The sequence below is a fragment of the Williamsia limnetica genome, from assembly GCF_003217475.1.
Lineage (GTDB): Bacteria > Actinomycetota > Actinomycetes > Mycobacteriales > Mycobacteriaceae > Williamsia > Williamsia limnetica.
Genome location: NZ_QJSP01000004.1, coordinates 234,069 through 260,275, shown reverse-complemented (window position 1 = coordinate 260,275; position 26,207 = coordinate 234,069). Strand labels below are relative to the sequence as shown.

Genomic DNA, 26,207 nt, shown 5'->3' with positions numbered 1-26,207 from the left:
CTACTTACGTTCGGACATCGGCAGCCCGGCCTCGCGGAGTGCGTCGGCGACGTCGAGCGGGTTCGCACCCAGATCCCAGCGGCCGAAGATCACCAGTCGTTCGCCCTCGTGGGCCGTGGCGTCGTCGATATCGAATTCCAGATGCGGCACCCGCCTGCCCAGTCGCGGGTAGCTGATCACCTGTGCCCTGCGGACCTCGTCGAACGCATAGCGCCGGACGCCACCGGTGAGCGTTCTGATCGCGAGGGTGTGGGTGTCGACGACCGCCAGTCGCGGGCGCACCCGCAAGCCGATGGAGCCCAGCACGAGCAGGAGCACCGCCGCGATGATCATCAGCAAGACGCCTGCGGGATCGGGTCCCGCGACCAGTGCGGCTCCGCCCAGCAGAAGCCCTCCGGCGACCATGACACCTGCCATCGCGGGGGGCGTCGACCACGACAGGGTCGACAAATCAGAGTTATCCACAGGCTCTATCCACAATGGGGACTAGTTACACACATGTTGTTCCACAGCTGTGGATGAATTACACACATGTGGTTTGGTTGTTCACAGGCGTCGTAACGGCAGGTCAGCGCCACTTCATGGTCATCAGCAATCCGGCAACCATGAAGCCGAATCCGATGAGGAAGTTCCACGGTCCGAGCTCGTACATCCAGTTCAGGATCTTGCCGTCGGCGCCGAGGGATTCGGGGGTGGCGACGAGGTAGAAAACGATCAGCCACAGCAGCCCGAGCAGCATCAGGCCGAGCATCGTCGAGACGTACACCGTGCTCGACGGCCCGGTTTTCACCTTGACCGGAGTGCGGCTCGCGGGGTTGATCGTGTAATCGGTCTTCTTGCGGACCTTTGACTTGGGCATAGAATTCCTCGGTTCGCGGGCAAAACGTGTCACTACAACCTAGCTCACCAGGCAATAGAGATGTGAAGCCGCGGCGTCCTCCCAGGTAGCCTGATCGTTGTGACCGACCCGTCTTCCGCTGGGCAGCCTGCCCCGGCCCGCATCCTTGTCGTCGACAACTACGACAGCTTCGTCTACAACCTCGTCCAGTACCTCGGACAGCTGGGTGTGCACGCCGACGTGTGGCGCAATGACGACGCGCGGCTCGCAGATCCGGCCGCCGCGATCGCGGACTTCGACGGGGTGCTGCTCTCGCCCGGGCCCGGCACGCCGCAACGGGCAGGGGCGACGATGCCCTTGGTCGGAGCAGCGGCCGCCGGCGCGACGCCGTTGCTGGGGGTCTGTCTCGGACACCAGGCGATAGGCGCCGCATTCGGTGCGACCGTGGACCGTGCCCCCGAGTTGCTGCACGGCAAGACCTCGCTCGTCTCACACGACGAGGACGGGGTGCTGGCCGGTCTGCCCAACCCCTTCACGGCCACCAGATACCACTCTCTGACCGTTCTACCCGAGACGATCCCGACCGAGTTGGTGGTCACTGCGACGACCGGCACCGGCATCGTGATGGCCATGCGTCACCGCGAACTACCGATCCATGGCGTCCAGTTCCACCCCGAAAGTGTGCTGACCCAGGGCGGGCACCGGATGTTGGCGAACTGGTTGACGGTCTGCGGCATGAGCGTGCCCGATGGTCAGGTACGGGTTCTGGAAGAACAGGTCGCCGCGGCACTCGGCTGAGGGAGCACGTGATGGGGTCCGATACCGAGAAGTCCGCTCGCTCGGCAGCCACCCGCGATCGGATCCTGGTCGCGGCGGAGCGGCTGTTCGCCGAACACGGGCTGTTCGCGGTGTCGAATCGTCAGGTCAGCGAGGCGGCCGGGCAGGGGAACAATGCCGCTGTCGGCTACCACTTCGGGACCAAGACCGATCTCGTGCGCGCGATCGTGGCCAAGCATGCGGTCCAGATCGAGGAACTGCGCGCTGCAGCACTGCGCGAGATCGACGGTTCGACAGAGATCCGCGACTGGGTCACCTGCCTGGTTCGTCCGTCGACCCAGCACCTCGCCGCGCTGGGCACACCCTCCTGGTACGCCCGCTTCAACGCTCAGGTGCTCACCGATCCGACCCTGCGCGTCCTCGTCTACACCGAGGCGTCCGGAGCCTCACCGAGCCTGTCCAGATTGCTGTCCGGGCTGGGGAGCACCGTCGACGATTTACCCGAGGACATCCGCCGCGCCCGCGCCGACATGGGCCGGTCGCTGATGGTGCACATGTGCGCCGAACGCGAGCTGCGGCTCTCCGGTGAGGGTGATGCCGAGACCACCGGCTGGACCGACTTCGGCACCGACCTCATCGACGCGATCGTCGGTATCTGGACCGCGCCCGTGACCCGTTGACCTGTGCAGCCGCGTGGGATTGAGACCCCGCAGGGCCGGCAGCTCAGGGCAGCAGACTCGCTCGTCCCACAGTGATCGAGACCGAACCGTCCTTTCGGACGAGTCCGCCCGCGGCAGGAGTCTGTTCGAGGATCTTCTCGTCGTCCGGACTTCCGAGCGGCACGTTGCGCGGCACCGTGGTCAGCGTCGACCTCTCCCAGCCGGCGGCGACCAGCGCGGCCTGCGCCTGCGCGGCCGTCTGGCCCCGCAGATCGGGCATCGTGAACATGTTGCCGCGACTGATGGTGATCTGGACGATGCTTCCCTCGTCGACCTCGAGCCCAGCCTCGGGCGAACTGCTGATGACGGTGCCGGTGGGCAGATCGGAATCGGTGGCGACCACCGCGACGTCCAGCCGTAGCTGATCGAGGTTCGTGCGGGCCTGAGATTCCCGCTGACCGGTCAGATCTGGGACAGTGACCCGTCGGGGTCCGGTCCCGACCTGCATGGTGATCAACGCCGTCACGGGCTGGGTGCTACCCGATGCGGGCGTGGTACCGACGACCTTGCCCTTGGACTCCGCCGTCGAAGACACGTCTACCGGACGCACGTTCCCGAAGCCCAGGTCGGCCAGCGCCTTCGTCGCTTCTTCCGGGGTTCGGCCGCGTAGATCGGGGACTTGCTGGCGTTGCGGACCGGTGGAGATGTAGAGGGTCACCGACGATCCCTTGTCCGCACGTACCCCCTCGCCGGGGGTGGTGCGGGTCGGCGACCCGGCAGGCACGGTCGTGCTCGGCTCGTCACGGGGATTGACCCGGAAACCCATCTTCTCCAACTCGGCCCGCGCCGCGTCGGCAGACATCTCGGTGACCTGCGGGATCGACACCTGCGGGGTCGTCTCGGACGCCCACGGCCGCACGAGCAACAGGGTCACGCCCACGATGAGCAACAAGGCAAGGGCTCCGAATCCGGCGACCTTGAGTGCGGTTCGGTTCGGGGGTGCGGAATCGTCGTCGTCGTCGCGGCGGTGTGAACCCGACGGACCGACCCGGGCGACCCGCGCGCGGGGCCCGGTGTCGATGAGTGCGGTGCGGTCTTCGTCGCTCATGACCATCGGCGCGCTGGGCTTGCCTCCTGCGAGCACCTTCATCAGATCCGAGCGCATCTCCGCCGCGGACTGATAGCGGTTCGCGGGATTCTTGCTCATGGCCTTGAGGACCACGGAGTCCAGTTCGGCGGGCACTCCTGCGAGCACCGACGACGGGGTCGGCGGATCTTCACGGACGTGCTGATACGCCACTGCGACCGGGGAATCGCCGGTGAAAGGGGGTTCGCCTGTGAGCAGTTCGAACAACACGCAGCCCAGCGAGTAGACGTCGCTGCGGGCATCGACACTCTCACCGCGTGCCTGCTCGGGCGAAAGGTACTGTGCGGTCCCGATCACGGCGGCGGTCTGGGTGACAGAGTTGCCGGTGTCGGCGAGCACGCGGGCGATGCCGAAGTCCATCACCTTGACGGCGCCGGACTTGTCGATCATCACGTTCGCCGGCTTGACATCCCGATGGACGATGCCGTTCTGATGAGAGAAATGCAGGGCCGCAGCCACATCGGCGATCCACGTCATCGCCTGACGCGGCTTGACATGGCCTTCCGCGCGCAACACATCGCGCAGCGTCTCGCCGTCGACGAACTCCATCACGATGTACGGCAGCGGGCCCTCGGGGGTCGTCGCCTCGCCGGTGTCGAAGACCTGGACGATCGTCGGATGGTTCAGCGCTGCCGCGTTCTGCGCCTCACGCCGGAAGCGGAGATAGAACGTCGGGTCACGCGCGAGGTCGGCGCGCAGCACCTTGATCGCGACGTCGCGATGCAAGAGCAGGTCGCGCGCGAGATGTACCTCGGACATGCCTCCGAAACCGAGCGTCTCGCCCAGTTCGTAGCGGTCTGAGACCTGTCGGGGGTCAGCCATCAACCACCGTCCTGGGGTCCGGGCTGTTCGCTTTCGCTCAGCTCGTTGTCGTTGCCCTGATCATTGTCGCTCTCGCGCGCCGGCAGGCCGGGAATCTGGATGCTCGGCAGCGTCGGGAACGTCGGACCATCGTTTGTCGTGGTCGTGGTGGTCTCGGGGGTGGTGGTCGTGGTCGTTTCCTCGGTCGTCGTGGTGGTCGTCCGAGTGGTGGTCGTGGTCGTCTCCTCCGTGGTCGTCGGAGGCGGGGTGGTGGTCGTGGTGGTGCTCCGGGTGGTCGACGACGTGGGTGCCGGGGTGTCCGCGTCACCGGTGGAGCGCATCAACAGGAAGCCGACGAGGACCAGAGCGCCGATCAGCAGAATCACCGCCGCGGCGGCGAGCGCCTTCTGGCCGTTCGACCAGCCTTGCTGATCGTTGGTCACCGGCGGTTGCGGGCGGGGCTGCGGCGTCGGGGCCGGTCGCGGTGCGACGACGGGCGCCATCATGGCGGTGGCCGGACGTGCGCCGGTCGCGGCGCCTGGCTGTGGAGGGCGCCTTCCGGCACGCACCGCGGCCACGGCGTTGGCGAACTCGCCTCCGTCGGAGTAGCGCTGCGTGGGGTCTTTCGCCATGGTGATCTCGATGAGCTCACGCACATTGACCGGCAGATCGGTCGGCAGAGGCGGTGCTTCTTCACGGATGTGCTTCATCGCCACGGTGATCGCGCCGTCACCGAGGAACGGCCTGCGGCCCGCGATGGCCTCGTAACCGACGACACCGAGCGAGTACACATCCGACGCGGCGGTGGCGTCCTCGCCGAGGGCCTGCTCCGGCGAGATGTATTGCGCGGTCCCCATGACCATGCCGGTCTGGGTGACCGGTGCGGCGTCCACCGCCTTGGCGATACCGAAGTCGGTGATCTTCACCTGGCCCGTTGGTGTGATGAGGATGTTGCCGGGCTTCACGTCGCGGTGCACCAGACCGGCGTCGTGGGCGGCCTTGAGCGCGCGCCCGGTCTGTTCGAGCATGTCGAGGGCATTGTTCAGCGACAGCCGGCCGACCCGGGTGAGCACGGCATTGAGTGGCTCACCGTTGACGAGTTCCATGACGAGGTAGGCGACGTTGCCTGCGCCCGGATCCTGGGCCTCGCCGTAGTCGAAGACGTTCGCGATGCCGGGGTGGTTGAGCATGGCGGTGGTGCGGGCCTCGGTCCGGAACCGCTCGAGGAATTCGGGGTCGTCGGAGAACTCGGCCTTGAGGGCTTTGACGGCGACGCGGCGGTCGAGCCTGGTGTCCATGGTCTCCCACACCTGGCCCATGCCGCCGGTCGCGATCAGTCGCATCAGCCGGTACCGGCCTGCGATGGTCGTGCCTCCTTGCAAAGTCACCCGGTCACTCCTCACCTGCGAGCGCGTTGATCACTGCGCGCCCGATCGGAGCGGCTGAAGAGCCGCCCGTTGCCTGTAGTCCGCCGTCGCCGTTCTCGACGATCACTGCGACCGCGACCTGGGCGTTGCTCGACGGTCCGAACGCGATGTACCAGGCGTACGGGGTCTCATCGGTTCCCTGCGAGTCGGAGTGTTCGGCGGTGCCGGTCTTCGACGCGATGGGGACAGGACCGCCGGAGCCGCGGGTGTTGCGTTCGGAATCGATCATCATGCCGGTCAGCGTCGCCGCGGTCTGGGCAGAGATCGGCTCGTTCAGAGAATTGGGCCGGGTGGTGTTCAGTGTCTTGAGATCGGGACCCTGCAGTTTATCCACGAGATACGGCTGCATGCGAACTCCGCCGTTGGCGATGGTCGCCGCGATCATCGCGTTCTGGATCGGCGTGAACCGCACATCGCGCTGGCCGATCGAGCTCTGCCCGAGGGCCGCGAGGTCGGGAACCGGTCCCATGGATGATTCGGAGACCGGCAGCGGGGTGTCGGGGAGCTGGGTGTCGACGCCGAACGCGTTCGCCTGGTTCTTGACCGACTCGATCGGGTTCTGCAGTTTTTCGGTCGCGAGCTGTACGAACGCGGTGTTGCACGAGTACTCGAGAGCCTGGTGCATCGTCACCTGGCCGCCGCTGGAACCCGGGCAGGACTCGCCGCCGTAGTTGGTGAGTCCGGTGGTGGTCTGCGGCAGATCGATGCTGCTCGCCGCCGTGAGTCGGACGTCCTCGGTGACGCCCTGCTCGAGTGCCGCAGCGGTGGTGATGACCTTGAAAGTCGAACCCGGAGGGTAGGTCTCGTTGAGCGCGCGATTGAGCATCGGCTGGGACCCGGTGGACGTCTCGGTGGGGTTCCACTGTGCCCAGGCGTCTTCGCGGACGGTCGAGTCGTGATTGGCCAGCAGGTTGGGGTCGTAGCTGGGGGTCGAGACCATCGCGAGGATCGCGCCGGTGCTGGGCGCGATGGCGACGACGGCACCGCGGCAGCCGCCGTTGCAGCCCTTGCCCATCTCGTCGAACGCCACCTTCTGCAGCTTCGGGTTGATGGTGGTGATGACGTTGCCGCCGCGGGGATCCCGGCCAGAGAACATGTCGGCGAACCGCTGACCGAAGAGCCGGTCGTCGTTGCCGTTGAGGATCGAGTCCTCGGCCTGCTCGAGTCCCGAGCTCGCGTACTGAAACGAGTAGAAACCGGTGACCGGGGCGAATGCGTCGGCCCACGGACCGGGATAGGTACGCAGATATTTCAGTCGGTCGTCGGTGGGCACCGATTGCGCGATGACTTCTTGGCCGGCTGTGATCTGGCCGCGCTGACGGGAGTATTCGTCGAGCAATACCCGCTGATTGCGGGGATCGGCCCGCAACTCGTCGGCCTTGAACACCTGCACGTACGTGGCGTTCAGGAGCAGGGCAAGGATGATCACCATCACCGCTATGACCACGCGGCGGATCGGAATGTTCATGGGCGCTTCACCATTTGGGTAGGCGCCTCGGCAATGGGGGTCGGCTTCTTCTTCGTCGGATCCGGCTCACGGGCGGAGTTCGAGATACGTATCAGCAGCGCCACCAGGATGTAGTTGGCCAGCAGCGACGAACCCCCGTAAGAAATGAACGGGGTGGTCAGACCGGTCAGGGGGATCAATTTGGTGACACCGCCGACCACCACGAAGATCTGCATGGCGATGGTGAATGCCAATCCGGTGGCGAGGAGTTTGCCGAAGCTGTCGCGGACCATGATGCCGGTACGCAGCCCACGCACGATCAGGATCAAATACAGCAGCAGGATCGCGGCGAGGCCGACGAGTCCGAGTTCTTCGCCGATCGTCGCGATGATGAAGTCGGTGTTGGCGAACGGAACGATGTTGGGTCGCCCTGAACCGAGTCCGGTGCCGAAGAGTCCACCGGTGGCGAGGCCGAACAGACCCTGCCCGACTTGATAGCCCTGACCGTAGAAGTCGTCGAAAGGGTCCTGCCACACGGCGACCCGCACTTGCAGATGCGAGAACAGCTGGTAGGCGAGCATGGCCCCCACGGCGAACAGGCTGACACCGATGATCAGCCAGCTCACCCGCTCGGTGGCGACGTAGAGCATCACCAGCATCGTCGAGAAGATCAGCAGCGAGGTACCGAGGTCGGACTCGAAGGCCAGGACGCCGATCGAGATGACCCACGCGGCGAGCAGCGGACCGAGGTCACGCGCACGCGGCAGGTCCATCCCGAGGAAGTGTTTGCCCGCGGTGGTGAACAAGTCCCGCTTCGACACCAGCAACGAGGCGGTGAAGATGATGATCAAGATCTTCGAGAACTCGCCGGGCTGGATGTTGAACAGTGGGGTCCGGATCCAGATCTTGGAGCCGTTGATCTCCGACATGGACGACGGCAGGATCGCCGGGATCGCCAGAAAGACCAGACCGCCGAGACCGAGGATGTAGCTATACCGCGACAGCGTGCGGTGGTCGCGGATCAGGATCAGGACCGCCGAGAACGCGATGATGCCGAGCACTGCCCACAGGACCTGCTGATCGGCGTCGTGGGTGCGGTCGATGGGGTTCGCGGTCTCGCCGTTCTGGCCGGTGCCGAGATCCAGTCGGTGGATGAGGACCAGCCCGAGCCCGTTGATGGTCGCCACCAGCGGCAGGATCAGGGGGTCGGCGTAGGGCGCGAACCGCCGCACCACCAGGTGTGCAAGCCCGAACAACGCCATGTAAGCGAGGATGTACTTCGCCAGATCCCAAGTGAGGCTCTGTGATTGGGCCATCTGAACGAGAATCAAGGCCACAGCGACGATGATCGTCGACAATCCGAGCAGCAGGAGTTCGGAGTTGCGGCCGGTGTAGTTCCGTGACGCCGGCCCGGTGGCCGGGGGTTTTTGGGTGACGGCTGCCTGCGACATCAGCGCCCCCGACAGTTGGCCGGCTGGGTGACCGGCGCGGTGCTGCTGGTCGTCAGCGGCGGCTGCGTGCTCGCGCTCCCCGACTCGGGGGGTACCGGCTGGCCCGAGGGTGCCTGCGGTGCGGGAGACCCGGGCGGCGTGGCCGGGGGAGGGCTGGCCGGGGCGGGGGTCACACCCTGCGCCGACGCCGAATCCTCTTCGGGACACAACGGCAGCAAGTTGTTCATGAGCGTGCGGACCTGTGCCTCGGCGTCGTCGAGCGGCACGGGGTCGCGCCCTTCGAGCGAGGCGGGAGCGGTCCCCGTCAGGTCGGACACCTTGAGGGGTACACAATCGGCGGGTCGGTTGTCGAAGTCGACGAGATCGACAGTCGGCTGATCGGTGCCCATCCCGTGTGTACAGGTGATCTTGCTCAGCTCTTGCAGATCGAGCCCGAGGAACGAGCCCTGCAGGCCTCGGTAGAGCACCACTTCGCCGTTGTTGCTGCTGACGTAGTAGTTGGAGCGGACGATCGCGCGGCCGACGAACACACCCGCCACGAGGATGACGATGATGGCGAGCGCCACCCCGCCGATGATCCACTTGCGGCGCGGATGTGCCTGCGGCGGTTCGGGTTCGGGGGTGTTGATGGTCGGCCTACGAGGGGATTGCGCGGGTGGTCGCAGGGCAGCTGCCCGGCCGGCGGAGGTGCGGGGGTCGGGGATGTACTCCTGGTCGTCGCCTCCGGCGGCCCCACCCAGAATCGGCTTGCTGTCCCCGTAGTCGACATCCGCGACGTCGGCCACGACGACGGTGACGTTGTCCGGACCACCGCCGCGCAACGCGAGCTCGATCAGCCGGTCGGCGCAGTCCTTGTGGTTGGAGACCGACGACATCGTGTCGGCGATCGTCTCCTCACTGACGACGTCGGACAAGCCGTCACTGCACAGCAGGTACCGATCGCCGGCCCTGGCCTCGCGGACTGTCAGGGTCGGTTCGACCTCGGTCCCGGTGAGGGCGCGCATGATCAGCGACCGCTGGGGGTGGGTGTGTGCTTCTTCGGCCGTGATCCGGCCTTCTTCGACCAGGGTCTGCACGAACGTGTCGTCGCGGGTGATCTGCGTGAGCTGACCGTCGCGGAGCAGATAACCGCGGGAGTCGCCGATATGGCACAGGCCCAGGCGGGAGCCGGCGAAGAGGATGGCGGTCAGGGTCGTACCCATACCGTCGAGTTCGGGTGCTTCGGCCACCTGGTCGGCGATCGCCTCGTTGCCGTGCCGGGTTGCGGCGTCCAGTTTGGCGAGCAGGTCGCCGCCGGGTTCGTCGTCGTCGAGCGGGCGCAGGGCCTGGATCACCAGCTGGCTGGCGACCTCGCCCGCGGCGTGTCCGCCCATCCCGTCGGCCAACGCGAGCAGGCGCGCTCCGGCGTAGACGGAGTCCTCGTTGTTTGCGCGGACCAATCCGCGGTCGCTACGCGCGATATAGCGCAACACCAGGGTCACGGGCGCAACTCAATCACGGTTTTGCCCACGCGTACCGGAGTTGCCAGGGGGACGCGAACAGCTGTGGTCACTTTCGCGCGGTCGAGATAGGTACCGTTCGTCGAACCGAGATCTTCGACGTACCAGTCGTCGCCGCGGCGGACCAGACGCGCGTGCCTCTCAGATGCGTATTCATCGGTCAGCACAAGCGTGGAGTCATCGGCCCGGCCGAGGAGTACCGGTTGGGTACCGAGGGTGATCCGGGTGTTCGCCAACGCGCCATGCGTGACGATGAGGTATCTGGGGCCACCTTTGACCCTTGCGGGGGCTCCACCTCGATTGCGGCGCTCGTACCGCGTGAGCGGCCGTTGACCGGTCGCCGCATACACGTCGCTGCGTATGACGCGCAGAACGGCCCAGATCATCAGCCACAAGAGCAGCAAGAAGCCGACACGCGTCAGCTGCAGCACTATGCCCTGCACGTATTTTCACCTCCCGGGCCAGCCAACAACGTCCTGTGCATCTTATGGCCCAGCGGCGGCCCGGTAGGTATTCGGATGTGTCACTTGTGTATCGGATACCCGATTCTTCGACATCGGATGCCCGTTGGGTGACACCTGGGCGAGTGCTCCTACCTGGCGGTGCGGGACCCGGGCGAGGTCACTGGAACCGGACGGTGATGTCGGAATGTCCCACCCGGATCCGATCTCCGTCGGCGAGTTCCCAGCTGCTCACCTGCACGTCGTTGACCGTGGTGCCGTTGGTGGAGTTGAGGTCGTTGAGCAGCGCGCTCGAGCCATCCCACCGGATCTCGACGTGTCGGCGTGAGACACCGGTGTCCGGCAGCCGGAACTGCGCGTCCTGCCCGCGGCCGATCACATTAGAACCGTTGCGGAGCTGGAAGGTCCGGTTGCTGCCGTCTTCGAGCAGCAGGGTGATGGCGGTCGGCGCGTAACCGGCGGGAGCTGCGTATCCGCCGCCCGCGGCGTAGCCGCCCTGCTGGTCCGGTGCGTATCCGCCCTGCTGGTCCGCGGGGTAGCCACCTTGGTCATAGCCGCCGCCCTGATAGCCCTGGGCGTAGCCGGGCTGCTGGGAGTACTCCCCGCCGCCCTGGTACGCCGCGGGCTGCTCGTACCCGCGGTCGTAGCCGCCCTGCTGGTCCGGTGCGTATCCGCCCTGGTTGTCGTATCCGCCCTGCTGGTAGCCCTGGTCGTATCCGCGCTGGTCGTAACCCTGTTGGTCGTAATTCTGCTGATCCGGTGCGTAGCCGGGCTGCTGGTATCCACCGGCCTGATAGCCGGCCTGATCCTGGGCCGGGCCCGGTGCGTAGCCGCTCTGCTGGTCCGCGGCGTAGCCGCCCTGCTGGTCATACCCGCCCTGCTGGTCGTATCCACGCTGGTCATACCCGCGTTGGTCGTAACCCTGCTGGTCGTACCCGCGCTGGTCGTAACCGGCCTGGTCGTATGCGCCCTGCTGGCTGTACGCCTGCGGGGGGCCGTCCGACGGGGCCTGCTCCTGACCGTCATACGGCTGCTGGCTGTACGCGGCAGCTGGAGGGTAGGAGCCCTGGTCGTATCCTCCGCGCTGGTCATATCCGGAGTTCTGCGTCATGGGGGTGGCTCCTGCTTCTCGGTTGCGTTGTGGTGCGGGGGGCGGGACGGCGGGTGGTTGCGGAGGCGGAACCGCTCCCGGCGGGAACGGTGCCCCTTGCTGGGGGCCGGCACCGGGTGGTGGAACGGGCATCGGACGGGCGTCCGGGTTGACCGAACCGCGAGCCCGGAACTGCCCGGTGTGCAGCGTCGGGGAGTGTGCGAACTCCACGACCACGTCACCGTATGTTTGCCAGCCGTTGTCGCGGATGAAGTTCTCGAGATGTTTCGAGAAAGTCTTGCGATTCAGCTCGTATTCTGCGGCCATCTCCTGGTGGTCGGTCGAGCTGACAACCAGGGTGTAGGCGTTGGGGGCCAGCTTGCCACCGTCGCCGAGGTCTTCGAGGCTGTCTTCGGCCTCGCGTTGCAAAGCGTTCTCGACCTCTTGCGGAGCCACCTTGCCACCGAACACCCGGGCAAAGCCGTCGTCCACAGCGCCCTCGAGTTTGCGCTCGATTCTCTGAAGTATTCCCATGGCCAGACGACCTCCCTCCGAATTGTCAGCGTGTCGGCGTGCCAATCGTGCTGTTTGATGATAGCGACTCCGACCCTGCGATGGCACTCCAGGGAGAACATCTGCAACGCCAGCCCCAGTTGTCCCAGGTGACGTGAGTCGATGGTCGTCTCATTGAACGGTAGGCCAGTCGCGCCCGATGTCAGAATGTAGGTGGGTGGTGCGCGGCAGTCGACCTGCTCGAATGGGGGACCCGGATATGGATTTCAGGACCCGCGGGTGGTCGTGTTACCGTTTTCCGGTTCCGTTTCGAAGCACTTCGAAGTGGGGCAGCCACGGGCGAGTGGCGGAATGGCAGACGCGCTGGCTTCAGGTGCCAGTGTCCTTCGGGACGTGGGGGTTCAAGTCCCCCTTCGCCCACCACGAGCAGTTCAGCTCAGATGCGGGATCAAGGTCAGGTCGCAGAAATGCGGCCTGACCTTTTTGCATTGCCAATCACTCATCACCGATGTGCGGTGCTATTTCCGCCGGTGTCCACAGCAACGTGACGATCTGCCCAGTTGCAGCCACGCGCCGCGGGGCGCGGTCACGCGGCCATTGGACTGTCGTGTTGTCCTGTGCGCAACTCCCATGCCGCGTAGAGGACTTCGGTGGTGTAGCCGAGGTCGAGGCGTCCGCCGCCGACGGGCTCGACGGCGTCTGGTGCGATTTTCGGGTTGGGTTGCCAGCCGGTGGGAGTTGTGGTTCGAGCACAACAGGATCAGGTTGTCTGCGTCGGTAGTGCCACCGTTGCGCCATAACCGGACATGGTGTGCATGTAGGTGCCGGGTGCGGCAGCAGCCGGGGTGGCGGCATCCGCGGTCCCGCTCAAACAGCACTCGGAGCAAAGACCTGGTGGGCAATCTGCGTTTGCGTCCCCAGTCATCGCGACACCCCACTTGCCACGACGGTCCTTGCGATGTCCGACGGTGCGCGTTGATCCGCCGCACGCCGCTTCGTCGACGTCGGTCTCGGACAGTCCCGGCCCGCCGTCGAGATGTAGATCTTTCGGGGTGTCCTCGTCATCGGTGTGGATCACGATTTCGGCACCGGGGGCGAATTCGGGCATGTCTGTCATGGTCGCGGCGGCGTCGGCCATCGCGACGACTGCGTCGGCGATGTTCAAAGGCACGTGCCGCCAGAGATCAGTTTTCGCCGGAGCATTCTCGGCGGGCCCGCTGTTGGTGATGTCGGTAGGGAGATCGTGGTCGTCGCCGGTGCGGGTGCGTTGCTACTCGCTACGCACCACGCCGGCAAGGAACCTGGCGCCGTCGACCGGTCGCAGCCGCATGGTCACCGATAGCGTTCCGTCGTCATTCCACCGCCACCGGGCGTCGGAATCGGCTGGTTTCGTTGCGCTGTCGTCGTCGCGGTGGTCAACGTGTTCGATGGATCGAACGAGGTGCTCGACCTGTACCGCCGTTGCTGACAGCGCTACTGACAGCAATTCTTGTTCGCGGTCGACGGTGGCGACGCGGGTCAGTGCGCGAACTTTCGAGTACGACAGCCGTCCGTCGTGGAATGCGTTGTGCAGGTGTGGCAGTTCGGTGAGTGCATGGGCGATGCGCAGGTGGTCTTGGGCGGTGCGTAGGAACAGTCCGGTGCGCCAAGAGAGCCATTGTGGGCAGGAACGGATTCCTTCGCCGTTCAATACTCCACGGTTGTCGAACTCGACGAGCAGGTCGAAGAATTGTGCGGTCAAGGCCGCGATCTGACTGGCGTATCCGACGACTCGTTCAGTGAGTTGAACATCCGACAACCCTGCGGGATCGGCTGTGTCGAAGATGTTCGACGACCCGTCCACCACTCCGAACGGTTGTGGCTCGATTGCGTTGACCGACACTTCTGCCCCCTGATGACCCCTGATTCAGTTCTGCGGTGACAGTATCCGGACCCACCGACAAAGAGGTTCTGATGCGCTCCGCGGAGCGCGGTCGAGCATGCATGGCCTGGTGGTTTCAGTGGCATGCTGGACCCGTGGATGCCTTTTGGAACTTCGTCGGCAACTACTGGTGGCTGGTGTTCGTCTTCGGTGGCACGGTCGGCGGCGCCTTCAAGGCAGTCGGTGCTGCGAACGAGCGCCGGGCGCAACGGCGGCAGGAACGGTACCGACTGAAACAGCAGGCGAAGATCGCCGAAGCGGAGGCATCGGGTCAGCGTCGTATCGACGTCGAGGCGGTGAGGCGGGCAATCGCCAAGTCGATGGACGAGCACAATCAGACGGATGCGCGGTGGTTCGCGTACGAGACAGATGCCGCGACGCTGCTGGATTATCCGATGATGATCGATCTGCGCGACCCGTTGACCGTCGACTTCCACCGGGCCAAACGCCGGGCGGACCTGTTGCGGCCAGAGAAGGTCGATGACCTCGTGGAGGATCCCGACAGACAACGGGAGTATCGAGATCTGGTCCACGACTACGCCACCGCGTTCGACATCGCCGAGACCGAGGCCAAACGACGCCGCCGATCCGGGTTCAGCGTCGACGAGCAAGAACGCCTGCTGCGTGCCCAGCGGCTGATCAACCTCGCCCAGGACCCGGGCGCGAGTCCGGAAGAGCGGCGCAGCGCCTACGCGAAGGCGCGCAAAGAACTCGACGGTCTGATCGTCTTACCGGTGGCCACCACCGAACAACTGGAACAGCGCGTCGCCGGCCAGCTGGAGAGATGAGCGATGCCGGCTGGACGGCGGGAACTTCAGAGCAGGGTTGACCAGTAGTACCAGAACCGCTCGGTGATCAACCCGATCACGACGAGCACCCACAGCACCGGGATGACGGAGTGGACCGAGACCAGTCGGTCGACGACGCGCCGCGCGCGTCCGGTGGTGGCGAACTCGTCTGCGCTGCGCAGGCTCACATACCAGAAGGCCAGCACCACGGCGACCCACACCGCCATGCAGTACGGGCACAGCGCACCGATGCGGTAGAAGCTCTGGAACATGAGCCAGTGGACGAACACCAGGGCGGCGGTCAGTCCGACCTGCAGGCCGATCAGCACGAACCGCTGCGGGGTCCGGCCCATCATGACCGCGACGGCGAGCAAGGCGGCAAAGCCTGCGATGCCGAGCAGTGAGTTCGGGAATCCGAACACCGCCGCCTGCGAGGTGTCCATGATCGAGCCGCAGTTCACGACCGGATTGATACTGCACGACGGAACGTAGCCGGGATCGGATGCCAGCTCGAACTTCTCGACCGTCAAGGTGAAGGACGCGATCAATCCGACGATTCCGCACACGGCCAACAGCCACGGCAGCAGCTTCGGGAACAGGACCGGGGCGTCGACGTCAACCGGCGCCCCCGGATCGCGCATCTCAGAATCGAGCACCGACGCCATCTACTCCTCCTGAACTGCCCCTACTTCGCTCAGTAGCTTACGCGGGCCGGGTCCGCTCGAGCTGAGCGAATGCTTAGTGTGATCCACTGGATGCTCCCCCGAATCAGAGAAGGACTCGAGCATGGCCAAGGTGGCAATCGTCGGTTGTGGCGCAATGGGTTCGGTGTACGCCGGGCTGATGCAGGAGGCGGGGCACGAGGTGCACGGCGTCACGCTGTGGACAGACCACGTAGCCGCGGTGAACGCCGATGGGCTGCGCGTCTACGGCGATTCCGGGGACCGAACGGTTCGCCTGGCGTCAATGTCGACAACGACAGACGACATCGGGGTGTGCGACCTGGTGATCATCGCGACAAAATCCTTCGATGCCGAAGCTGCCGCGAAGTCGTCCGCAGGCCTGATCGGACCCGACACGGTGGTGCAGACGATTCAGAACGGGCTCGGCTCACCTGAGGTGGTGGCGCACTCCATCGACGCCGCCCAGATCGCGGTGGGAGTCGTCGGCGGGTTCGGGGCGTCGATCCCGACGCCGGGTCAGGCCCACCACAACGGCCGTGAGATCACCCGGTTCGGGGCTTACCGTGGCCTTCCGCGCGAGCGCCTGGAGTTCGGAGCGCAGGTGTGGTCGAGCGCCGGTTTCAAGGTCGCCATCTTCGACGACATCGATCAGATGGTGTGGGAGAAGCTGCTGATCAATGTCGCGTTCTCGGGATCTTCGTTTCTCACCGGTCTGACGATCGCGCAGATCATCAACGACCCGAAGTCGTGGCGGGTGGCGTCGGCCTGCGCCCTCGAGGCACTCGACGTCGCCAACGCGCTGGGCGTGACGATCGACGTCGGAGATCCGATCGAGTACATCCGAACCCTGGGCCTGCGCATCGGTGACGCGAAGCCGTCGATGCGCCTGGACGCAGAGCTGCGCCGGCGTGCGGAGGTCGACGCCATCAACGGGTCGATCGTGCGCGTCGGGGCCCAGATCGGCGTGCCGACGCCGGTGAACTCGGTGGTGGTCGATCTGGCGCACGCCGCCGAGTCCGGATACATCCACGATGCGGACGTCACCCGGATCGGCTGAGGCGACCCCGCTCTCCTTCAGACAGGCTGCGGTGCCAGCGACGCCAGGGTCTGCATGAGTGATCCCGTGGCGGTCGGGACGTCGATCTCGGCCACCCGCGCGGCGATACGGGCGCTCACCTCGGCGGTGTCCACCTGTTGCCCGGCCTTGTCGCCGCCTTCGGCCAGCACGGACGCCGCCGCCGCCTCGAGCGTGAGAGCCGCTTCCCTTTCGCCGAGCCCGGCCAGGCAGAGCGCTGCGGACAGCACCGCGGCGGTGGGGTTCGCCCGCCCGGTTCCGGCGATGTCCGGTGCGGAACCATGCACCGGCTCGTACATGCTGGGCGCAGACCCGAAGACGTTGAAGTTCGCACTCGCGGCGACGCCCAGCCCACCTTGGACGACGGCTCCGAGGTCGCTGATGATGTCGCCGAACAGGTTGGGCGTGACCACCACGTCGAACCGGCCCGGGTCGAGGATCAGATGCTGGCACATCGCATCGGCGTGCACGTAGTCGTGCTCGACGTCGGGGTAGCGCTCCGCGATCTGATCGACGATCTCCTGCCACAACCGTCCTGTGTAGAGCAGCACGTTCTTCTTATGGCACAGGGTCAGTCGCTTTCTCCTCGCCGAGGCCATCCGGAAGCCGAACTCCACGATCTCCGACGTCGCCGGGACGGTGGTGATCGAATGCTGGATGGCGATCGCATCGGGTGTCCCGTCCTTCACCATCACGCCGCCGCCGGTGTAGATGCCCTCGGTGTTCTCCCGCAGGATCACGAGGTCGCAGTTGTCGGCGGTCACCGCGGTCACCGGGCTGACGACACCCGGGTAGAGCCGCACGGGTCGGATGTTCACAGACTGGTGGAACAGGGTGCGCAGGGCCACGATGAGGCCACGCTCGAGGACGCCAGGGTCCACTCGTGGATCGCCGACGGCACCGAGCACGATGGCATCGAATGCACGCAGTTGCTCCGCGACCACGGCCGGAAGGGCTTCTCCGGTCCGGAGATATGCCTCGGATCCGAGATCGAAATCGGTTGTGCGCAGCTCGAATCCGAAACGATCGGCCGCGACCTTCATCGCGGTCAACGCGCAGGCGGTGACCTCCGGTCCGATTCCGTCGCCGCCGATGACTGCAAGGTTGTGTGTGCGCAAGCGAGTGTCCTTTACGTGAGGAGAGAAGCGAAGTATGGCGGCTACCGGCCGCTGCGGAAGCTCATTCTCAATTGTCGCAAACATCATTTCCATAAGCCAGGGTGAGTCTGCGCCGCCGCGCGAGCAGAGCGGTTTCTCGACTGCCCGAGTGTCTCGACGTGAGTTAGGCTGCGGACCTATCCGCCACGACGAAAGATTCACGACTATGAGGGCAGCGGTCACCCCCGAAGCCGAGAGTGCCATCGCCGACATCGCGCAGCGTCATTCGCTTTCGCAGGACGCAGTGTTCGCGATGCTGGTCGCCGTCAACAACGGTGGTGGCACGATGGCGCAATTCTCCATCCCTGAACTGGGTGGATCAGGGCAGTGGATGCGCGGCGGCATGACGATGGTCGGCAACATGTTCGACAACGGGCTCAAGGCCCGGGTCGACGGTCTGTGCCGTGAGCTCTCGCAACTGCTGGCCACCACCACGGTCTTCCCCCCGATGGCCACTGCTGATCAGCGCGGGTTCACGTCGAACAACTGGTGGCCCGCCGACCTCGGCAGCCCAAGTTCCTCCGGCGCGCAGAACAACGCCCGCTATGCCATTTTTCCGAACGCCCGCCGGCTCGCCGTTCAAACCGGCGGTGTGACACGGGTTTACGACACCGGTGAGCACCGGATCGGCGGAGTTCAACAACAGCAGGGCGGCGCCTCTGGTTCGGTGAACTTCACGAGCCAGTTCGGGACATTCGACGTGTCGAGTTTGTCGGAGATCGGCTCCCCGCCCCAACCCCAGTCCCGGACCCAGCCCCAGGCGCCGCCGACCCAGCCCCAGGCGCCGCCGACCCAGCCCACGCAGTCTCCGCCTGTCCCCGCGCAGCGGCCACTCGCCGGGATCAGCGACGCCGATGCCATCGTCGCCGCCATCGAGTCACTGGCCGGACTGCATCAGCGCGGCATCCTCTCCGACGATGAATTCTCCACGAAGAAAGCCGAGTTACTCGGCAGGCTCTGAGTTACGGGGTTGACTGGGCTCACACCCACCAACCCGAGGAGTAGCCATGCCGGACACAACCACAATCGACACCTGGCGTCGTCGATCATTGGCGGCGACGTTCATCGCCGCGTTCGTGACGCAGAACGCGATCGCCGTGCCATACGTGAAGGAGAACGGCCCGAAGTCGGTCCTGGACTTCTTCGTCGGAGACATCCACAAGACGGCCCCCGGCCGGTTTGCGATGGTCGATCTGCTCTATGTGGTTGTGGGTTTTCACCTCTGGGCGATCGTCGAGGCCAAGAAGCTCGGCATCATCCGTTGGTGGGTCGCGTCGTTCGTGATGACCTTCGGGGTCGGCATCGCCACCGCGATACCGTTTTTCCTGCTCGCCAGGGACCTCGCTGTGGAACGCCGCGGCTGAATCCCCCCGCCACACTGAGTAGCGCTTTCAGCGCACTTCGCGCGGCGTCAGGATCCACGCCCCGACGCCCGTGAGTGCGAAGACCGACGACATCGTCAGCAGCGTCATGACAAAGCCGTGGTCGCCGCCGCCGTAGACCGCCACCAGGGCGACACTGGCTGCGCTGCCGACGCAGAAGCCGAGATACCTCAGCACGGTGTTGAAGGCAATCGCGCTGCCGGTCTCCTCCTGCGGGATATGGGGCACGATGAGCACCGCCAGCGACGAGAAGGTGAAGCCGCTGCCGAGGCCACCGACTCCCGTCCAGATCAGCACCCAGACGATGTTGCTGTGCGCGAGCGCCAATCCGACTGTTGAGCAGATGAAGACGGCGCAGCCGATCGGCAGGATGATCCTCGGGCCCAGTCGCCGGGCGGCGGCGAGCGCGAATCGGCTCCCTGTCACGCTCATGATGGAGTACGGCAGCAGTGTCAGGCCGGCCATGATGATCGACCGTCCCAGCCCCCACTCGTCGTTCTGCACCATGACGATGGTCAGGGTCAGCAACGTGTACATCGCGAGCCCGGCCCCGAACGCGATCAGGTTGGGCGCAGCGACTCCTGGCCGTGCCGACAGTCGAAGGTCGACGAGCGGATTGCTGCTGCGCAGCGTCCAGACGACAAAAACCAAGACGAACAGGACACCGGTCGCCGCGAGGCCGATGGTCAGCGCCGACCCCCAGCCCCAGTGATCGCCCTGACTGACGGCGAGCAGTACGCCCACCATCCCCAGGGACAGCAGAAGCGCGCCCCACCAGTCGACCCGCATGCGAGTCGCCGACGTCGACGCCGGGATGAAACGCACCGCCATCACCAGGGTGAAGGCACTGAGCGCTGCGCCGATCGCGTAGGCCACCGATACGCCGAGATACTGAGCCACAGTTGCGGTCAGGGGATAGCCCAAACCCGCGCCTGCGACCACTGCAACCGAGAGCATCGACACCGCGGACGGCAGCCGGCTTGCCGGAAGTACCTCCCGCGCAACGGCCAGCGCCAGCGGGACCAACGCGAGACCGACGCCCTGCATGGTGCGCCCCACCACCATGAGGACGAATCCGAACTCGACAGCGGACAGTATGGATCCGAGCGTGACGATGACCAGGCCGGTCAGGATCGTCGGCCGCCGCAGCGGGCCCGCACCGAGACGCCCGATGATGGGCGTTGCCACCGCCGCCGTGAGAAGTGTTGCTGTCAAAGCCCATTGCGCTTGTGTGATGGCGATGTCGAAGTCATCGGCGATCGCGGGGATGAGCGGGGCGCCGAGGCTGCTCACGATGGCGGTGATCGTGGTGAGCAGGCCGAGCGTGAACAGCAGGATCCCGTGGCCCTGTGGCCGGGTTGCTTCCGGCGCCATCAGTACGGCAGCGGTGACGCGGTGGTCACCGCTGGCTGTCCCACTGCGCCAATACGGTTCGCAAGGTCGCCACCAGCGGCAGCGGCTGATCCATCATGGGGTGGTGACCTGCGTCGGCGAGTTCGACGACGGTCGCAGGTCGCCCGAAGAGTCCGGCGATCTCGCGAGCCATGTCGGGGCTGACCATCCCGAGCTCGCAGCGGATGTAGATGGCGGGTACCTGAACCCCGGGGAGCAGCTTGCGCAACTGCACGCGGTCGCCGCTCTGGTGACGTTTGCGGAACATGTCCGGATCGAATTTCCAGATCCATCCGGCTTCGGTTTCGCGCACGGACTCTTCGGCAACGTGCTGCGCCACATAAGGCAAGAGGGTGTCCTGCACCGGTTCCGTCCGGAAGCGGCTCACGATCTCACTCCTGGTCGGGTAGGCCCGCGACTTACGGTTGAGCTGCCTCAGGATGACCTCCTCCGGCGGCTCGTCGAACAGCGGCGAGTCGATGATCACCAAGCCCGCCGCGTCGGAGCCCCGCAGTGCCCCGACCGCCGCGGTGACCCATCCGCCCATGCTGTGTCCGACCACGTAGGGCGAGCCGGAGATACCGCCGGCCTGCGCAGCCGCGATGACCTCGTCGGCCCAGAGTCCCAGCGGATACTGCGACCGCACGTCGCTGTCGCCGTGCCCGGACAGATCGAGCGCAACCACTCGATGCGACGCAGCGAGCAGTGGAGCGATGTGGTCCCACCAGCCCGAATGGGCCGATCCACCGTGGACCAACACGACGCCGCGGGTGTTCTCACGTCCCCAGCAACGAAGCTGGACCGATCCACCGGCGACCTCGACGGACCGTCGCTCGGGAATCTCTTCGAGGGCGGTCCGGAACCACCGGGGTGCCGTAGCAGCCGCGTCCGCTGTCATCACCATCTCCTCGTCGCCAGATCATTCCTCTCCTTGGACCATATCCACCAAGAATCTCCAGCCGCTTGCCAGTGGGGTCGAACGGGCAGACGATGATCAGGTGAAAGACAAATTCGGTGATGACGACTGGAATGGGCGAGAGCGCAACGAGACTCCGACCCAGCGTCTCGACCGGAATTGGTCCGGCCTCCTGCAAGAACTACGGGTGGTGCAGACCGGTGTCCAACTCCTGACCGGATTCTTGTTGACGGTCCCGTTTCAGGACCGTTTCTACCTGCAAGACAATGTTTTCCAGACGATCTACCTCATCACGGTGAGCGCCTCGGTCGGTGCGACGATTCTGCTGCTCGCACCTGCCTCCATGCATCGGATCCTCTTCCGTCGGCACCGCCTCAAGACGCTCATCGACGCGTCCCAACGTTGCGCGCTCGGCGGTCTGGTGTTGCTCGGTATCGCACTGACCGGTGTCATGACGCTGGTGTTCGAGCTCGTCATCGGACGAACGGCGGGCTGGGTTGCGGGCGCGGTCACGGTTGTCCTGTTCCTTTCGTTCTGGTTCGCGATCCCGTGGCGTTACCGCGAGCTCGGTGACGAGCAGGACACGCACGACCAGCCGGTTTAAGAGCTGGCGTTGCTGTAAGTGCGCAACTGCGCACATACAGCTAGCATCGTCGGCATGAGGGGTGTGCTGGCGAACCGCACTTTCCGCCATCTGTTCGCGGCCCAGGTGGTGGCACTGGTGGGGACCGGGCTCCTCACGGTGGGGTTGGGTCTGCTTGCCTTCGACATTGCGGGACCCCAAGCGGGTGCCGTTCTCGGTACGGCGTTGGCGATAAAGATGGTCGCTTATGTTGTTGTGGCGCCCGTTGTTTCCGCGCTGACGGTCGCAGTTCCGCGGAAGACGCTGCTCGTCGGCGCCGATGTCGTGCGCGTTCTCATCGCCCTGAGTCTGCCGTTCGTGGAAAAGGTCTGGCTGATCTACGTCTTGGTCTTCGCGTTACAAGCCGCGTCGGCCACCTTCACCCCGGCCTTTCAATCCGTCATCCCATCCGTCCTGACGACCGAGAATGACTACAACCGCGGACTCTCGCTCTCGCGGCTGGCCTACGACCTCGAAGCCGTCCTGAGTCCCGTTCTTGCTGCCGGACTTCTGACGGTGGTCACGTACAACGTGTTGTTCGTCGGCACGGTGGTCGGATTCGTGCTGTCGGCTGTGCTGGTGGTCGGCGCGGTTCTGCCGCCGGCTCTCTCGCTCCCGGCGACGGGGCTCCCGGAGGAGGGGACCCGTCGGCACCGCATCGTGCGAGGTGTTCGCGACATGGCCGCGAATCCGGCTCTGCGGGGGCTCCTCGTGGTCAATGTGGTCGTCGCTGCCGGGACGTCGCTGGTCATGGTCAACACCGTCGTATATGTCCGGGACACCTTCGGCGGGGGCGATGCGATGGTCGCTGCCACCCTTGGGTGTTTCGGCGCCGGATCGATGATCACGGCGCTGCTCTTGCCGCGCCTCCTGCGCTCCGTAGCAGTGCGGACGGTGATGCTCGGGGGCGCGGTGCTGACGTCGACCGGACTGGCCGTGGTGTCAGTGATTCTCTTCGCCGCTCCGGGGCAGCCAGTCCTGCTGATGGCGACGTGGGTTGTGCTCGGAGTCGGCGGTTGTCTGATGACGACGCCGGCGGCTCGTCTGATCGTCGACGGCTGCCCGCCAGACAGGAGGGCCGCTGCGTTCGCAGCGCAGTTCTCGCTCTCCCATGTGTGTTTTCTGCTGACCTACCCGATCGCCGGGTGGGTAGGTGCCGGTGTCGGACAGGTCGAGGCCGCGCTGATCCTTTCCGCGCTCGCTATACTCGCCACCGTAGTTGCGGCCCGGATGTGGCCGACACGCGTCGAGTCCGGCGCGGCAGTGATGCCGGGCCCGAAGCGATGACCGTCCACTGCGGGGACATGTGCGGAGAGAAGGCGAGCGCGATGGGCGAGGAAACCTTGCCGAGTGCTCGGGTGTCGCCGAAGACCCTCTCCCACCGTGTGATTCCCGATGCAGACCGCTTGGCGGCGGCGAGTGAGACGCTACGCATGCTCGCCGATCCGACCAGGCTTCACATCCTCTGGGTGCTGACCACTGACGAGGCCGACGTCACCAGTCTCACCGGCGCCGTCGGTGCTTCGCGAACTGCTGTCAGCCAGCATCTTGCGAAACTCAGGTTCACCGGGTTGGTTCAGACCCGCAAGGTAGGCCAGCGGGTGATCTATCGCATCCGCGACGGCCACCTCGTGCGGTTGGTGCAAGAGGCGATGAATCATGCCGATCACACTGTGACCGGTGAACCACCCCACGAATGAGGCAGCGGCTCATCCCGCGGTCGAGCGGACCCGCCAACCGGTCCGCTGAGCCCACTGCTCAGCCCGGCCGGTGATCTCCCGGATGAGCGGACCTTTCGCCGCGGCGTAGTCATTCATGTCCGACCATTCTCGGGCTGCCAGGGACTTCTTCAGGCTCTCGTACCTGTCACGGTCTTCGACGTTGTGCCGCAGCCAATCCCGGAACAACAGATGCCGACGTTCCCAATCGCTGCCGGAGGCGCACAGGTGGACGTGCACGTCGAGTTCCGGGGTGCGCACCATGCGATGGCCGGGCTCGCGGACCCGGAGCAGATACCCGACAGACTCCAGCGCAGGCAGGTAGGCGGGTTCATCGTCAGGATCGCGGACGGTGAGGTCGATGTCGATGATCGGTTTCGCTGACAGGCCGGGAATCGACGTGGAGCCGATGTGGTCGATTCGGAGAGCCGCCGGACCGAGCGCGGCCTCTATCCGCTGCCGTTCGCGAGCGAAGTCCGCGGGCCACGCCGGATCGTAGGCGACCAGAATGATCGTTCGATGTTCGATTCCGCCGATCAACTCGACGTCGGGTTCCATATATGCCAGCCTAAAACCACCACACAGGTCGAGGAGCGTGCCTATGACAACGGTGTTGAGCGGCCGTGAATTGATCGGTGTCGCCGATGCCATCGCCGAGCGCGCACACCGCGGCCAGGTCGACAAGGTGGGTGGGGAGTACATAGTCCACCCGCGGTCGGTGGCATCGCGGGTCGCGCCTCGCGAACCCGAATACATCGCGACCGCACTCCTGCACGACGTCATCGAAGACTCGTCGTTTACCGCCAACGACCTGCGCAAAGCCGGGATCCCCGAATCGGTCGTCGTCGCGGTGACCCTGCTCACCCGCACCAGTGATGTCGCGCCCATCGATTACTACGCCGGCATCAGGACCGACCAGATGGCACTCGCGGTCAAACTCGCAGACTTGGCTGACAACACCGATCCGGAACGGCTCGAGCGTCTGCCCGCCGACACGCAGGATCGGCTGCGCTCGAAGTATCGACTGGCCTACTCCGAGCTGGGCGCTGCGGAGCTGGCTGCCGCCCTGTAGTAGATCGGATCGGGCGTCGCACAAACGTGTCGTAGCCGCGGCAGCAGTGGCATCCTCGAACGCATGGCCATCGACCTGTCCACCGCCCGGCGCCTGTGGCGGCTGCTGGAACCGATCCACGCCGTCACCTACTTCTCCGATGAGACCCGAGAGGCAATGGCCGCCGTCGGGTACCGCGGCTTCTGGATGGGCTACTTCGCAGGCCGGTCGGCGCCGCTAGGTCCCGTGGGTCCCGAGATCGTCACGGCACTGTTCTACAACTTCGCCCCGGGGCGCGTCGCTCGGGCACTCCCCGACGCCTGGGACTACGCGCCGCCCGAAACGGCACTGACAGTCCGGCGCGACGCCGCAGTCGCCACACTGACACGGATGCTCGGCGAGGACGGCGAAGACGCAGCCGACCGTGTGGTCGCGCTGCTGCGTCCGGCCGTCACCGGGGCCGACCTCGGTGGGCGGGCACTGTTCGCCGCGAATTCCGCGCTTGCGTGGCCGGGCGATCGGTACGGCGCGCTCTGGCATACGGCGACGCTGCTGCGTGAACACCGCGGCGACGGACATGTCGCGGCGCTGACCGCCGCGGGCATCACCGGCCGCGAGGCTGGGGTGCTCCACGCAATGGCCACCGCCACACCACGGTCGGTGCTCGAGACCAGCCGGGATTACACCGAAGCCGAGTGGGAGACGCTGGCAGCGGCTCTCGCCGACCGCGGGCTCCTCGAGCATTCCGGTGGGATCACGCCGGCCGGACGGGCACTCAAGGGCGAGATCGAAACGACCACCGATCGCCTGGCCGCACCGGCCTACGCCGGACTTCGCGACGCCGACGTCGAGGACCTGACATCCGCCCTGATGTCCCTCGCCAAAGTCGTGGTCGCCAGCGGAGAGATTCCGCCTCAAACACCGATCGGCCTCGATCTGGACGACGTCGGCTGATCGAGGATTAGACTCCCACCATGGGTTTCAACGACGACATCATCGCGGAGTTCCGGGCCAACGACGGCAAGGTGGGTGGCAATTTCGAAGGCGCCCCGCTGTTGCTCCTGCATCACAAGGGCATCAAGAGCGGCAAAGAGTACGTGGCACCGCTGGTGTATCTGGAAGCCGACGGCAAGCGCTACATCTTCGGCAGTTATGCCGGTGCCGACATCGATCCGCAGTGGTACAAGAACATCAAGGCCGCGCCGTCCACCACCATCGAGGTCGGTACCGAGACCGTCCCGGTCACGGCCACCGAGGTGACCGGCGCCGAGCGTGACCGGCTCTTCGCCGCACAGGTCGCGGTGATGCCGGGATTCGCCGACTACGAGAAGAAGACGTCCAGGGTCATCCCGGTCGTCGAACTCGTACCCGCTTAGGACGAGATCGGCGCCA

The 26,207-nt window shown here is 65.6% G+C and carries 29 protein-coding genes and 1 tRNA gene; 13 read left to right on the top strand and 17 right to left on the bottom strand.

What is annotated here, in order from left to right:
- Both DFR67_RS08585 and crgA read right to left on the bottom strand, forming a co-directional pair.
- Positions 1 to 465, bottom strand: a complete 465-nt coding sequence (locus tag DFR67_RS08585; RefSeq protein WP_110469108.1) for a PH domain-containing protein — start codon at positions 463 to 465, stop codon at positions 1 to 3.
- A 103-nt stretch (positions 466 to 568) separates the two neighbouring features.
- Positions 569 to 859: a cell division protein CrgA gene (crgA, locus tag DFR67_RS08580; protein WP_084892611.1), complete on the bottom strand. Its 291-nt coding sequence runs from the start codon at positions 857 to 859 to the stop codon at positions 569 to 571.
- Between the two features lie 99 nt (positions 860 to 958).
- Here crgA and DFR67_RS08575 point away from each other — a divergent pair, with 99 nt between their 5' ends.
- Positions 959 to 1,636: an aminodeoxychorismate/anthranilate synthase component II gene (locus DFR67_RS08575; protein ID WP_110469107.1), complete on the top strand. Its 678-nt coding sequence runs from the start codon at positions 959 to 961 to the stop codon at positions 1,634 to 1,636.
- 11 nt (positions 1,637 to 1,647) lie between these two features.
- Positions 1,648 to 2,295 carry a TetR/AcrR family transcriptional regulator gene (locus DFR67_RS08570; protein WP_110469106.1) on the top strand — a complete coding sequence of 216 codons (648 nt, stop codon included), beginning with the start codon at positions 1,648 to 1,650 and terminating at the stop codon, positions 2,293 to 2,295.
- Between the two features lie 43 nt (positions 2,296 to 2,338).
- Here DFR67_RS08570 and pknB read toward each other — a convergent pair whose 3' ends face one another.
- From pknB to DFR67_RS08535, 7 genes are all read right to left on the bottom strand, one after another.
- A complete protein-coding gene (gene pknB / locus DFR67_RS08565) occupies positions 2,339 to 4,243 on the bottom strand; it encodes a Stk1 family PASTA domain-containing Ser/Thr kinase (protein WP_110469105.1) in 1,905 nt (634 codons plus the stop codon).
- On the bottom strand, positions 4,243 to 5,610 hold the full coding sequence (locus DFR67_RS08560; RefSeq protein ID WP_110469104.1) for a protein kinase domain-containing protein: 1,368 nt from the start codon (positions 5,608 to 5,610) through the stop codon (positions 4,243 to 4,245). The genes pknB and DFR67_RS08560 overlap by 1 nt, the downstream gene beginning before the upstream one ends.
- A 4-nt stretch (positions 5,611 to 5,614) precedes the next feature.
- Entirely contained in the window at positions 5,615 to 7,117 is a 1,503-nt protein-coding gene (locus DFR67_RS08555) for a peptidoglycan D,D-transpeptidase FtsI family protein (RefSeq protein WP_110469103.1), read from the bottom strand.
- On the bottom strand, positions 7,114 to 8,547 hold the full coding sequence (locus tag DFR67_RS08550) for an FtsW/RodA/SpoVE family cell cycle protein (protein WP_110469102.1): 1,434 nt from the start codon (positions 8,545 to 8,547) through the stop codon (positions 7,114 to 7,116). Before DFR67_RS08550 ends, DFR67_RS08555 begins: the two co-directional genes overlap by 4 nt.
- On the bottom strand, positions 8,547 to 10,028 hold the full coding sequence (locus DFR67_RS08545; RefSeq protein WP_110469101.1) for a PP2C family protein-serine/threonine phosphatase: 1,482 nt from the start codon (positions 10,026 to 10,028) through the stop codon (positions 8,547 to 8,549). The genes DFR67_RS08550 and DFR67_RS08545 overlap by 1 nt, the downstream gene beginning before the upstream one ends.
- The gene (locus DFR67_RS08540) at positions 10,025 to 10,489 is read right to left on the bottom strand and encodes an FHA domain-containing protein FhaB/FipA (RefSeq protein WP_110469100.1); all 465 of its coding nucleotides are present in this window, start codon (positions 10,487 to 10,489) and stop codon (positions 10,025 to 10,027) included. The genes DFR67_RS08545 and DFR67_RS08540 overlap by 4 nt, the downstream gene beginning before the upstream one ends.
- Before the next feature lie 178 nt (positions 10,490 to 10,667).
- Positions 10,668 to 12,131 carry an FHA domain-containing protein gene (locus tag DFR67_RS08535; protein WP_110469099.1) on the bottom strand — a complete coding sequence of 488 codons (1,464 nt, stop codon included), beginning with the start codon at positions 12,129 to 12,131 and terminating at the stop codon, positions 10,668 to 10,670.
- Positions 12,132 to 12,447: 316 nt separating this feature from the next.
- Between DFR67_RS08535 and DFR67_RS08530 the strand changes: the two genes are divergently transcribed.
- A tRNA-Leu gene (locus DFR67_RS08530) sits at positions 12,448 to 12,533 on the top strand.
- A 95-nt stretch (positions 12,534 to 12,628) separates the two neighbouring features.
- Here the strand turns inward: DFR67_RS08530 and DFR67_RS31480 are convergent.
- The 3 genes from DFR67_RS31480 to DFR67_RS31470 form a co-directional block, all read right to left on the bottom strand.
- A complete protein-coding gene (locus DFR67_RS31480) occupies positions 12,629 to 12,988 on the bottom strand; it encodes an HNH endonuclease signature motif containing protein (protein WP_342766718.1) in 360 nt (119 codons plus the stop codon).
- Entirely contained in the window at positions 12,871 to 13,281 is a 411-nt protein-coding gene (locus DFR67_RS31475) for a hypothetical protein (protein WP_342766722.1), read from the bottom strand. The genes DFR67_RS31480 and DFR67_RS31475 overlap by 118 nt, the downstream gene beginning before the upstream one ends.
- A gap of 99 nt (positions 13,282 to 13,380) precedes the next feature.
- The gene (locus tag DFR67_RS31470) at positions 13,381 to 13,992 is read right to left on the bottom strand and encodes a DUF222 domain-containing protein (protein WP_342766717.1); all 612 of its coding nucleotides are present in this window, start codon (positions 13,990 to 13,992) and stop codon (positions 13,381 to 13,383) included.
- 101 nt (positions 13,993 to 14,093) lie between these two features.
- Between DFR67_RS31470 and DFR67_RS08520 the strand changes: the two genes are divergently transcribed.
- Complete coding sequence (locus tag DFR67_RS08520) at positions 14,094 to 14,819, top strand: hypothetical protein (RefSeq protein WP_170135206.1); 726 nt, start codon at positions 14,094 to 14,096, stop codon at positions 14,817 to 14,819.
- Between the two features lie 26 nt (positions 14,820 to 14,845).
- Here the strand turns inward: DFR67_RS08520 and DFR67_RS08515 are convergent, their stop codons facing one another.
- Positions 14,846 to 15,484, bottom strand: coding sequence for a vitamin K epoxide reductase family protein (locus DFR67_RS08515; RefSeq protein WP_342766716.1), 639 nt, complete (start codon positions 15,482 to 15,484; stop codon positions 14,846 to 14,848).
- A 121-nt stretch (positions 15,485 to 15,605) separates the two neighbouring features.
- Between DFR67_RS08515 and DFR67_RS08510 the strand changes: the two genes are divergently transcribed.
- Entirely contained in the window at positions 15,606 to 16,559 is a 954-nt protein-coding gene (locus DFR67_RS08510; protein WP_110469097.1) for a ketopantoate reductase family protein, read from the top strand.
- A gap of 17 nt (positions 16,560 to 16,576) precedes the next feature.
- On the opposite strand, the gene DFR67_RS08505 is transcribed toward DFR67_RS08510, so the two are convergent.
- The gene (locus DFR67_RS08505) at positions 16,577 to 17,695 is read right to left on the bottom strand and encodes a 3-isopropylmalate dehydrogenase (RefSeq protein WP_110469096.1); all 1,119 of its coding nucleotides are present in this window, start codon (positions 17,693 to 17,695) and stop codon (positions 16,577 to 16,579) included.
- Positions 17,696 to 17,900: 205 nt separating this feature from the next.
- On the opposite strand from DFR67_RS08505, the gene DFR67_RS08500 reads away from it, so the two are divergent.
- Both DFR67_RS08500 and DFR67_RS08495 read left to right on the top strand, forming a co-directional pair.
- A complete protein-coding gene (locus DFR67_RS08500) occupies positions 17,901 to 18,695 on the top strand; it encodes an SHOCT domain-containing protein (RefSeq protein WP_110469095.1) in 795 nt (264 codons plus the stop codon).
- 46 nt (positions 18,696 to 18,741) lie between these two features.
- A complete protein-coding gene (locus DFR67_RS08495) occupies positions 18,742 to 19,098 on the top strand; it encodes a DUF2834 domain-containing protein (RefSeq protein WP_110469094.1) in 357 nt (118 codons plus the stop codon).
- A gap of 27 nt (positions 19,099 to 19,125) precedes the next feature.
- Here the strand turns inward: DFR67_RS08495 and DFR67_RS08490 are convergent, their stop codons facing one another.
- Both DFR67_RS08490 and DFR67_RS08485 read right to left on the bottom strand, forming a co-directional pair.
- On the bottom strand, positions 19,126 to 20,490 hold the full coding sequence (locus tag DFR67_RS08490) for an MFS transporter (protein ID WP_110469093.1): 1,365 nt from the start codon (positions 20,488 to 20,490) through the stop codon (positions 19,126 to 19,128).
- Positions 20,491 to 20,515: 25 nt separating this feature from the next.
- Positions 20,516 to 21,406, bottom strand: coding sequence for an alpha/beta fold hydrolase (locus tag DFR67_RS08485; RefSeq protein WP_110469245.1), 891 nt, complete (start codon positions 21,404 to 21,406; stop codon positions 20,516 to 20,518).
- Between the two features lie 100 nt (positions 21,407 to 21,506).
- Between DFR67_RS08485 and DFR67_RS08480 the strand changes: the two genes are divergently transcribed.
- Genes DFR67_RS08480 through DFR67_RS08470 form a run of 3 tightly spaced genes read left to right on the top strand, consistent with a single transcriptional unit; the run spans position 21,507 to position 23,746 of the window.
- A complete protein-coding gene (locus DFR67_RS08480; protein WP_110469092.1) occupies positions 21,507 to 22,028 on the top strand; it encodes a DUF6328 family protein in 522 nt (173 codons plus the stop codon).
- A 54-nt stretch (positions 22,029 to 22,082) separates the two neighbouring features.
- The gene (locus DFR67_RS08475) at positions 22,083 to 23,333 is read left to right on the top strand and encodes an MFS transporter (RefSeq protein WP_110469091.1); all 1,251 of its coding nucleotides are present in this window, start codon (positions 22,083 to 22,085) and stop codon (positions 23,331 to 23,333) included.
- Positions 23,334 to 23,374: 41 nt separating this feature from the next.
- A complete protein-coding gene (locus tag DFR67_RS08470) occupies positions 23,375 to 23,746 on the top strand; it encodes an ArsR/SmtB family transcription factor (RefSeq protein ID WP_110469244.1) in 372 nt (123 codons plus the stop codon).
- A gap of 9 nt (positions 23,747 to 23,755) precedes the next feature.
- Here the strand turns inward: DFR67_RS08470 and DFR67_RS08465 are convergent, their stop codons facing one another.
- Complete coding sequence (locus DFR67_RS08465; RefSeq protein WP_110469090.1) at positions 23,756 to 24,322, bottom strand: GrpB family protein; 567 nt, start codon at positions 24,320 to 24,322, stop codon at positions 23,756 to 23,758.
- A 52-nt stretch (positions 24,323 to 24,374) separates the two neighbouring features.
- Between DFR67_RS08465 and DFR67_RS08460 the strand changes: the two genes are divergently transcribed.
- From DFR67_RS08460 to DFR67_RS08450, 3 genes are all read left to right on the top strand, one after another.
- Entirely contained in the window at positions 24,375 to 24,836 is a 462-nt protein-coding gene (locus DFR67_RS08460) for a guanosine-3',5'-bis(diphosphate) 3'-pyrophosphohydrolase (protein ID WP_211324982.1), read from the top strand.
- A 63-nt stretch (positions 24,837 to 24,899) separates the two neighbouring features.
- Positions 24,900 to 25,769, top strand: a complete 870-nt coding sequence (locus DFR67_RS08455; protein WP_110469088.1) for an SCO6745 family protein — start codon at positions 24,900 to 24,902, stop codon at positions 25,767 to 25,769.
- Between the two features lie 20 nt (positions 25,770 to 25,789).
- Positions 25,790 to 26,191, top strand: coding sequence for a nitroreductase/quinone reductase family protein (locus tag DFR67_RS08450; protein WP_110469087.1), 402 nt, complete (start codon positions 25,790 to 25,792; stop codon positions 26,189 to 26,191).
- The last annotated feature ends 16 nt before the right edge of the window (positions 26,192 to 26,207 follow it).

Bases quoted from the DNA above. Each gene is read 5' to 3' on its own strand.
- crgA (WP_084892611.1), bottom strand. From the start codon at position 859: ATGCCCAAGTCAAAGGTCCGCAAGAAGACCGATTACACGATCAACCCC.
- DFR67_RS08570 (WP_110469106.1), top strand. From the start codon at position 1,648: ATGGGGTCCGATACCGAGAAGTCCGCTCGCTCGGCAGCCACCCGCGAT.
- pknB (WP_110469105.1), bottom strand. From the start codon at position 4,243: ATGGCTGACCCCCGACAGGTCTCAGACCGCTACGAACTGGGCGAGACG.
- DFR67_RS08555 (WP_110469103.1), bottom strand. From the start codon at position 7,117: ATGAACATTCCGATCCGCCGCGTGGTCATAGCGGTGATGGTGATCATC.
- DFR67_RS08550 (WP_110469102.1), bottom strand. From the start codon at position 8,547: ATGTCGCAGGCAGCCGTCACCCAAAAACCCCCGGCCACCGGGCCGGCG.
- DFR67_RS08535 (WP_110469099.1), bottom strand. From the start codon at position 12,131: ATGGGAATACTTCAGAGAATCGAGCGCAAACTCGAGGGCGCTGTGGAC.
- DFR67_RS08520 (WP_170135206.1), top strand. From the start codon at position 14,094: ATGGCCTGGTGGTTTCAGTGGCATGCTGGACCCGTGGATGCCTTTTGG.
- DFR67_RS08515 (WP_342766716.1), bottom strand. From the start codon at position 15,484: ATGGCGTCGGTGCTCGATTCTGAGATGCGCGATCCGGGGGCGCCGGTT.
- DFR67_RS08510 (WP_110469097.1), top strand. From the start codon at position 15,606: ATGGCCAAGGTGGCAATCGTCGGTTGTGGCGCAATGGGTTCGGTGTAC.
- DFR67_RS08500 (WP_110469095.1), top strand. From the start codon at position 17,901: ATGAGGGCAGCGGTCACCCCCGAAGCCGAGAGTGCCATCGCCGACATC.
- DFR67_RS08495 (WP_110469094.1), top strand. From the start codon at position 18,742: ATGCCGGACACAACCACAATCGACACCTGGCGTCGTCGATCATTGGCG.
- DFR67_RS08490 (WP_110469093.1), bottom strand. From the start codon at position 20,490: ATGGCGCCGGAAGCAACCCGGCCACAGGGCCACGGGATCCTGCTGTTC.
- DFR67_RS08485 (WP_110469245.1), bottom strand. From the start codon at position 21,406: ATGACAGCGGACGCGGCTGCTACGGCACCCCGGTGGTTCCGGACCGCC.
- DFR67_RS08475 (WP_110469091.1), top strand. From the start codon at position 22,083: ATGAGGGGTGTGCTGGCGAACCGCACTTTCCGCCATCTGTTCGCGGCC.
- DFR67_RS08470 (WP_110469244.1), top strand. From the start codon at position 23,375: ATGGGCGAGGAAACCTTGCCGAGTGCTCGGGTGTCGCCGAAGACCCTC.
- DFR67_RS08465 (WP_110469090.1), bottom strand. From the start codon at position 24,322: ATGGAACCCGACGTCGAGTTGATCGGCGGAATCGAACATCGAACGATC.
- DFR67_RS08455 (WP_110469088.1), top strand. From the start codon at position 24,900: ATGGCCATCGACCTGTCCACCGCCCGGCGCCTGTGGCGGCTGCTGGAA.
- DFR67_RS08450 (WP_110469087.1), top strand. From the start codon at position 25,790: ATGGGTTTCAACGACGACATCATCGCGGAGTTCCGGGCCAACGACGGC.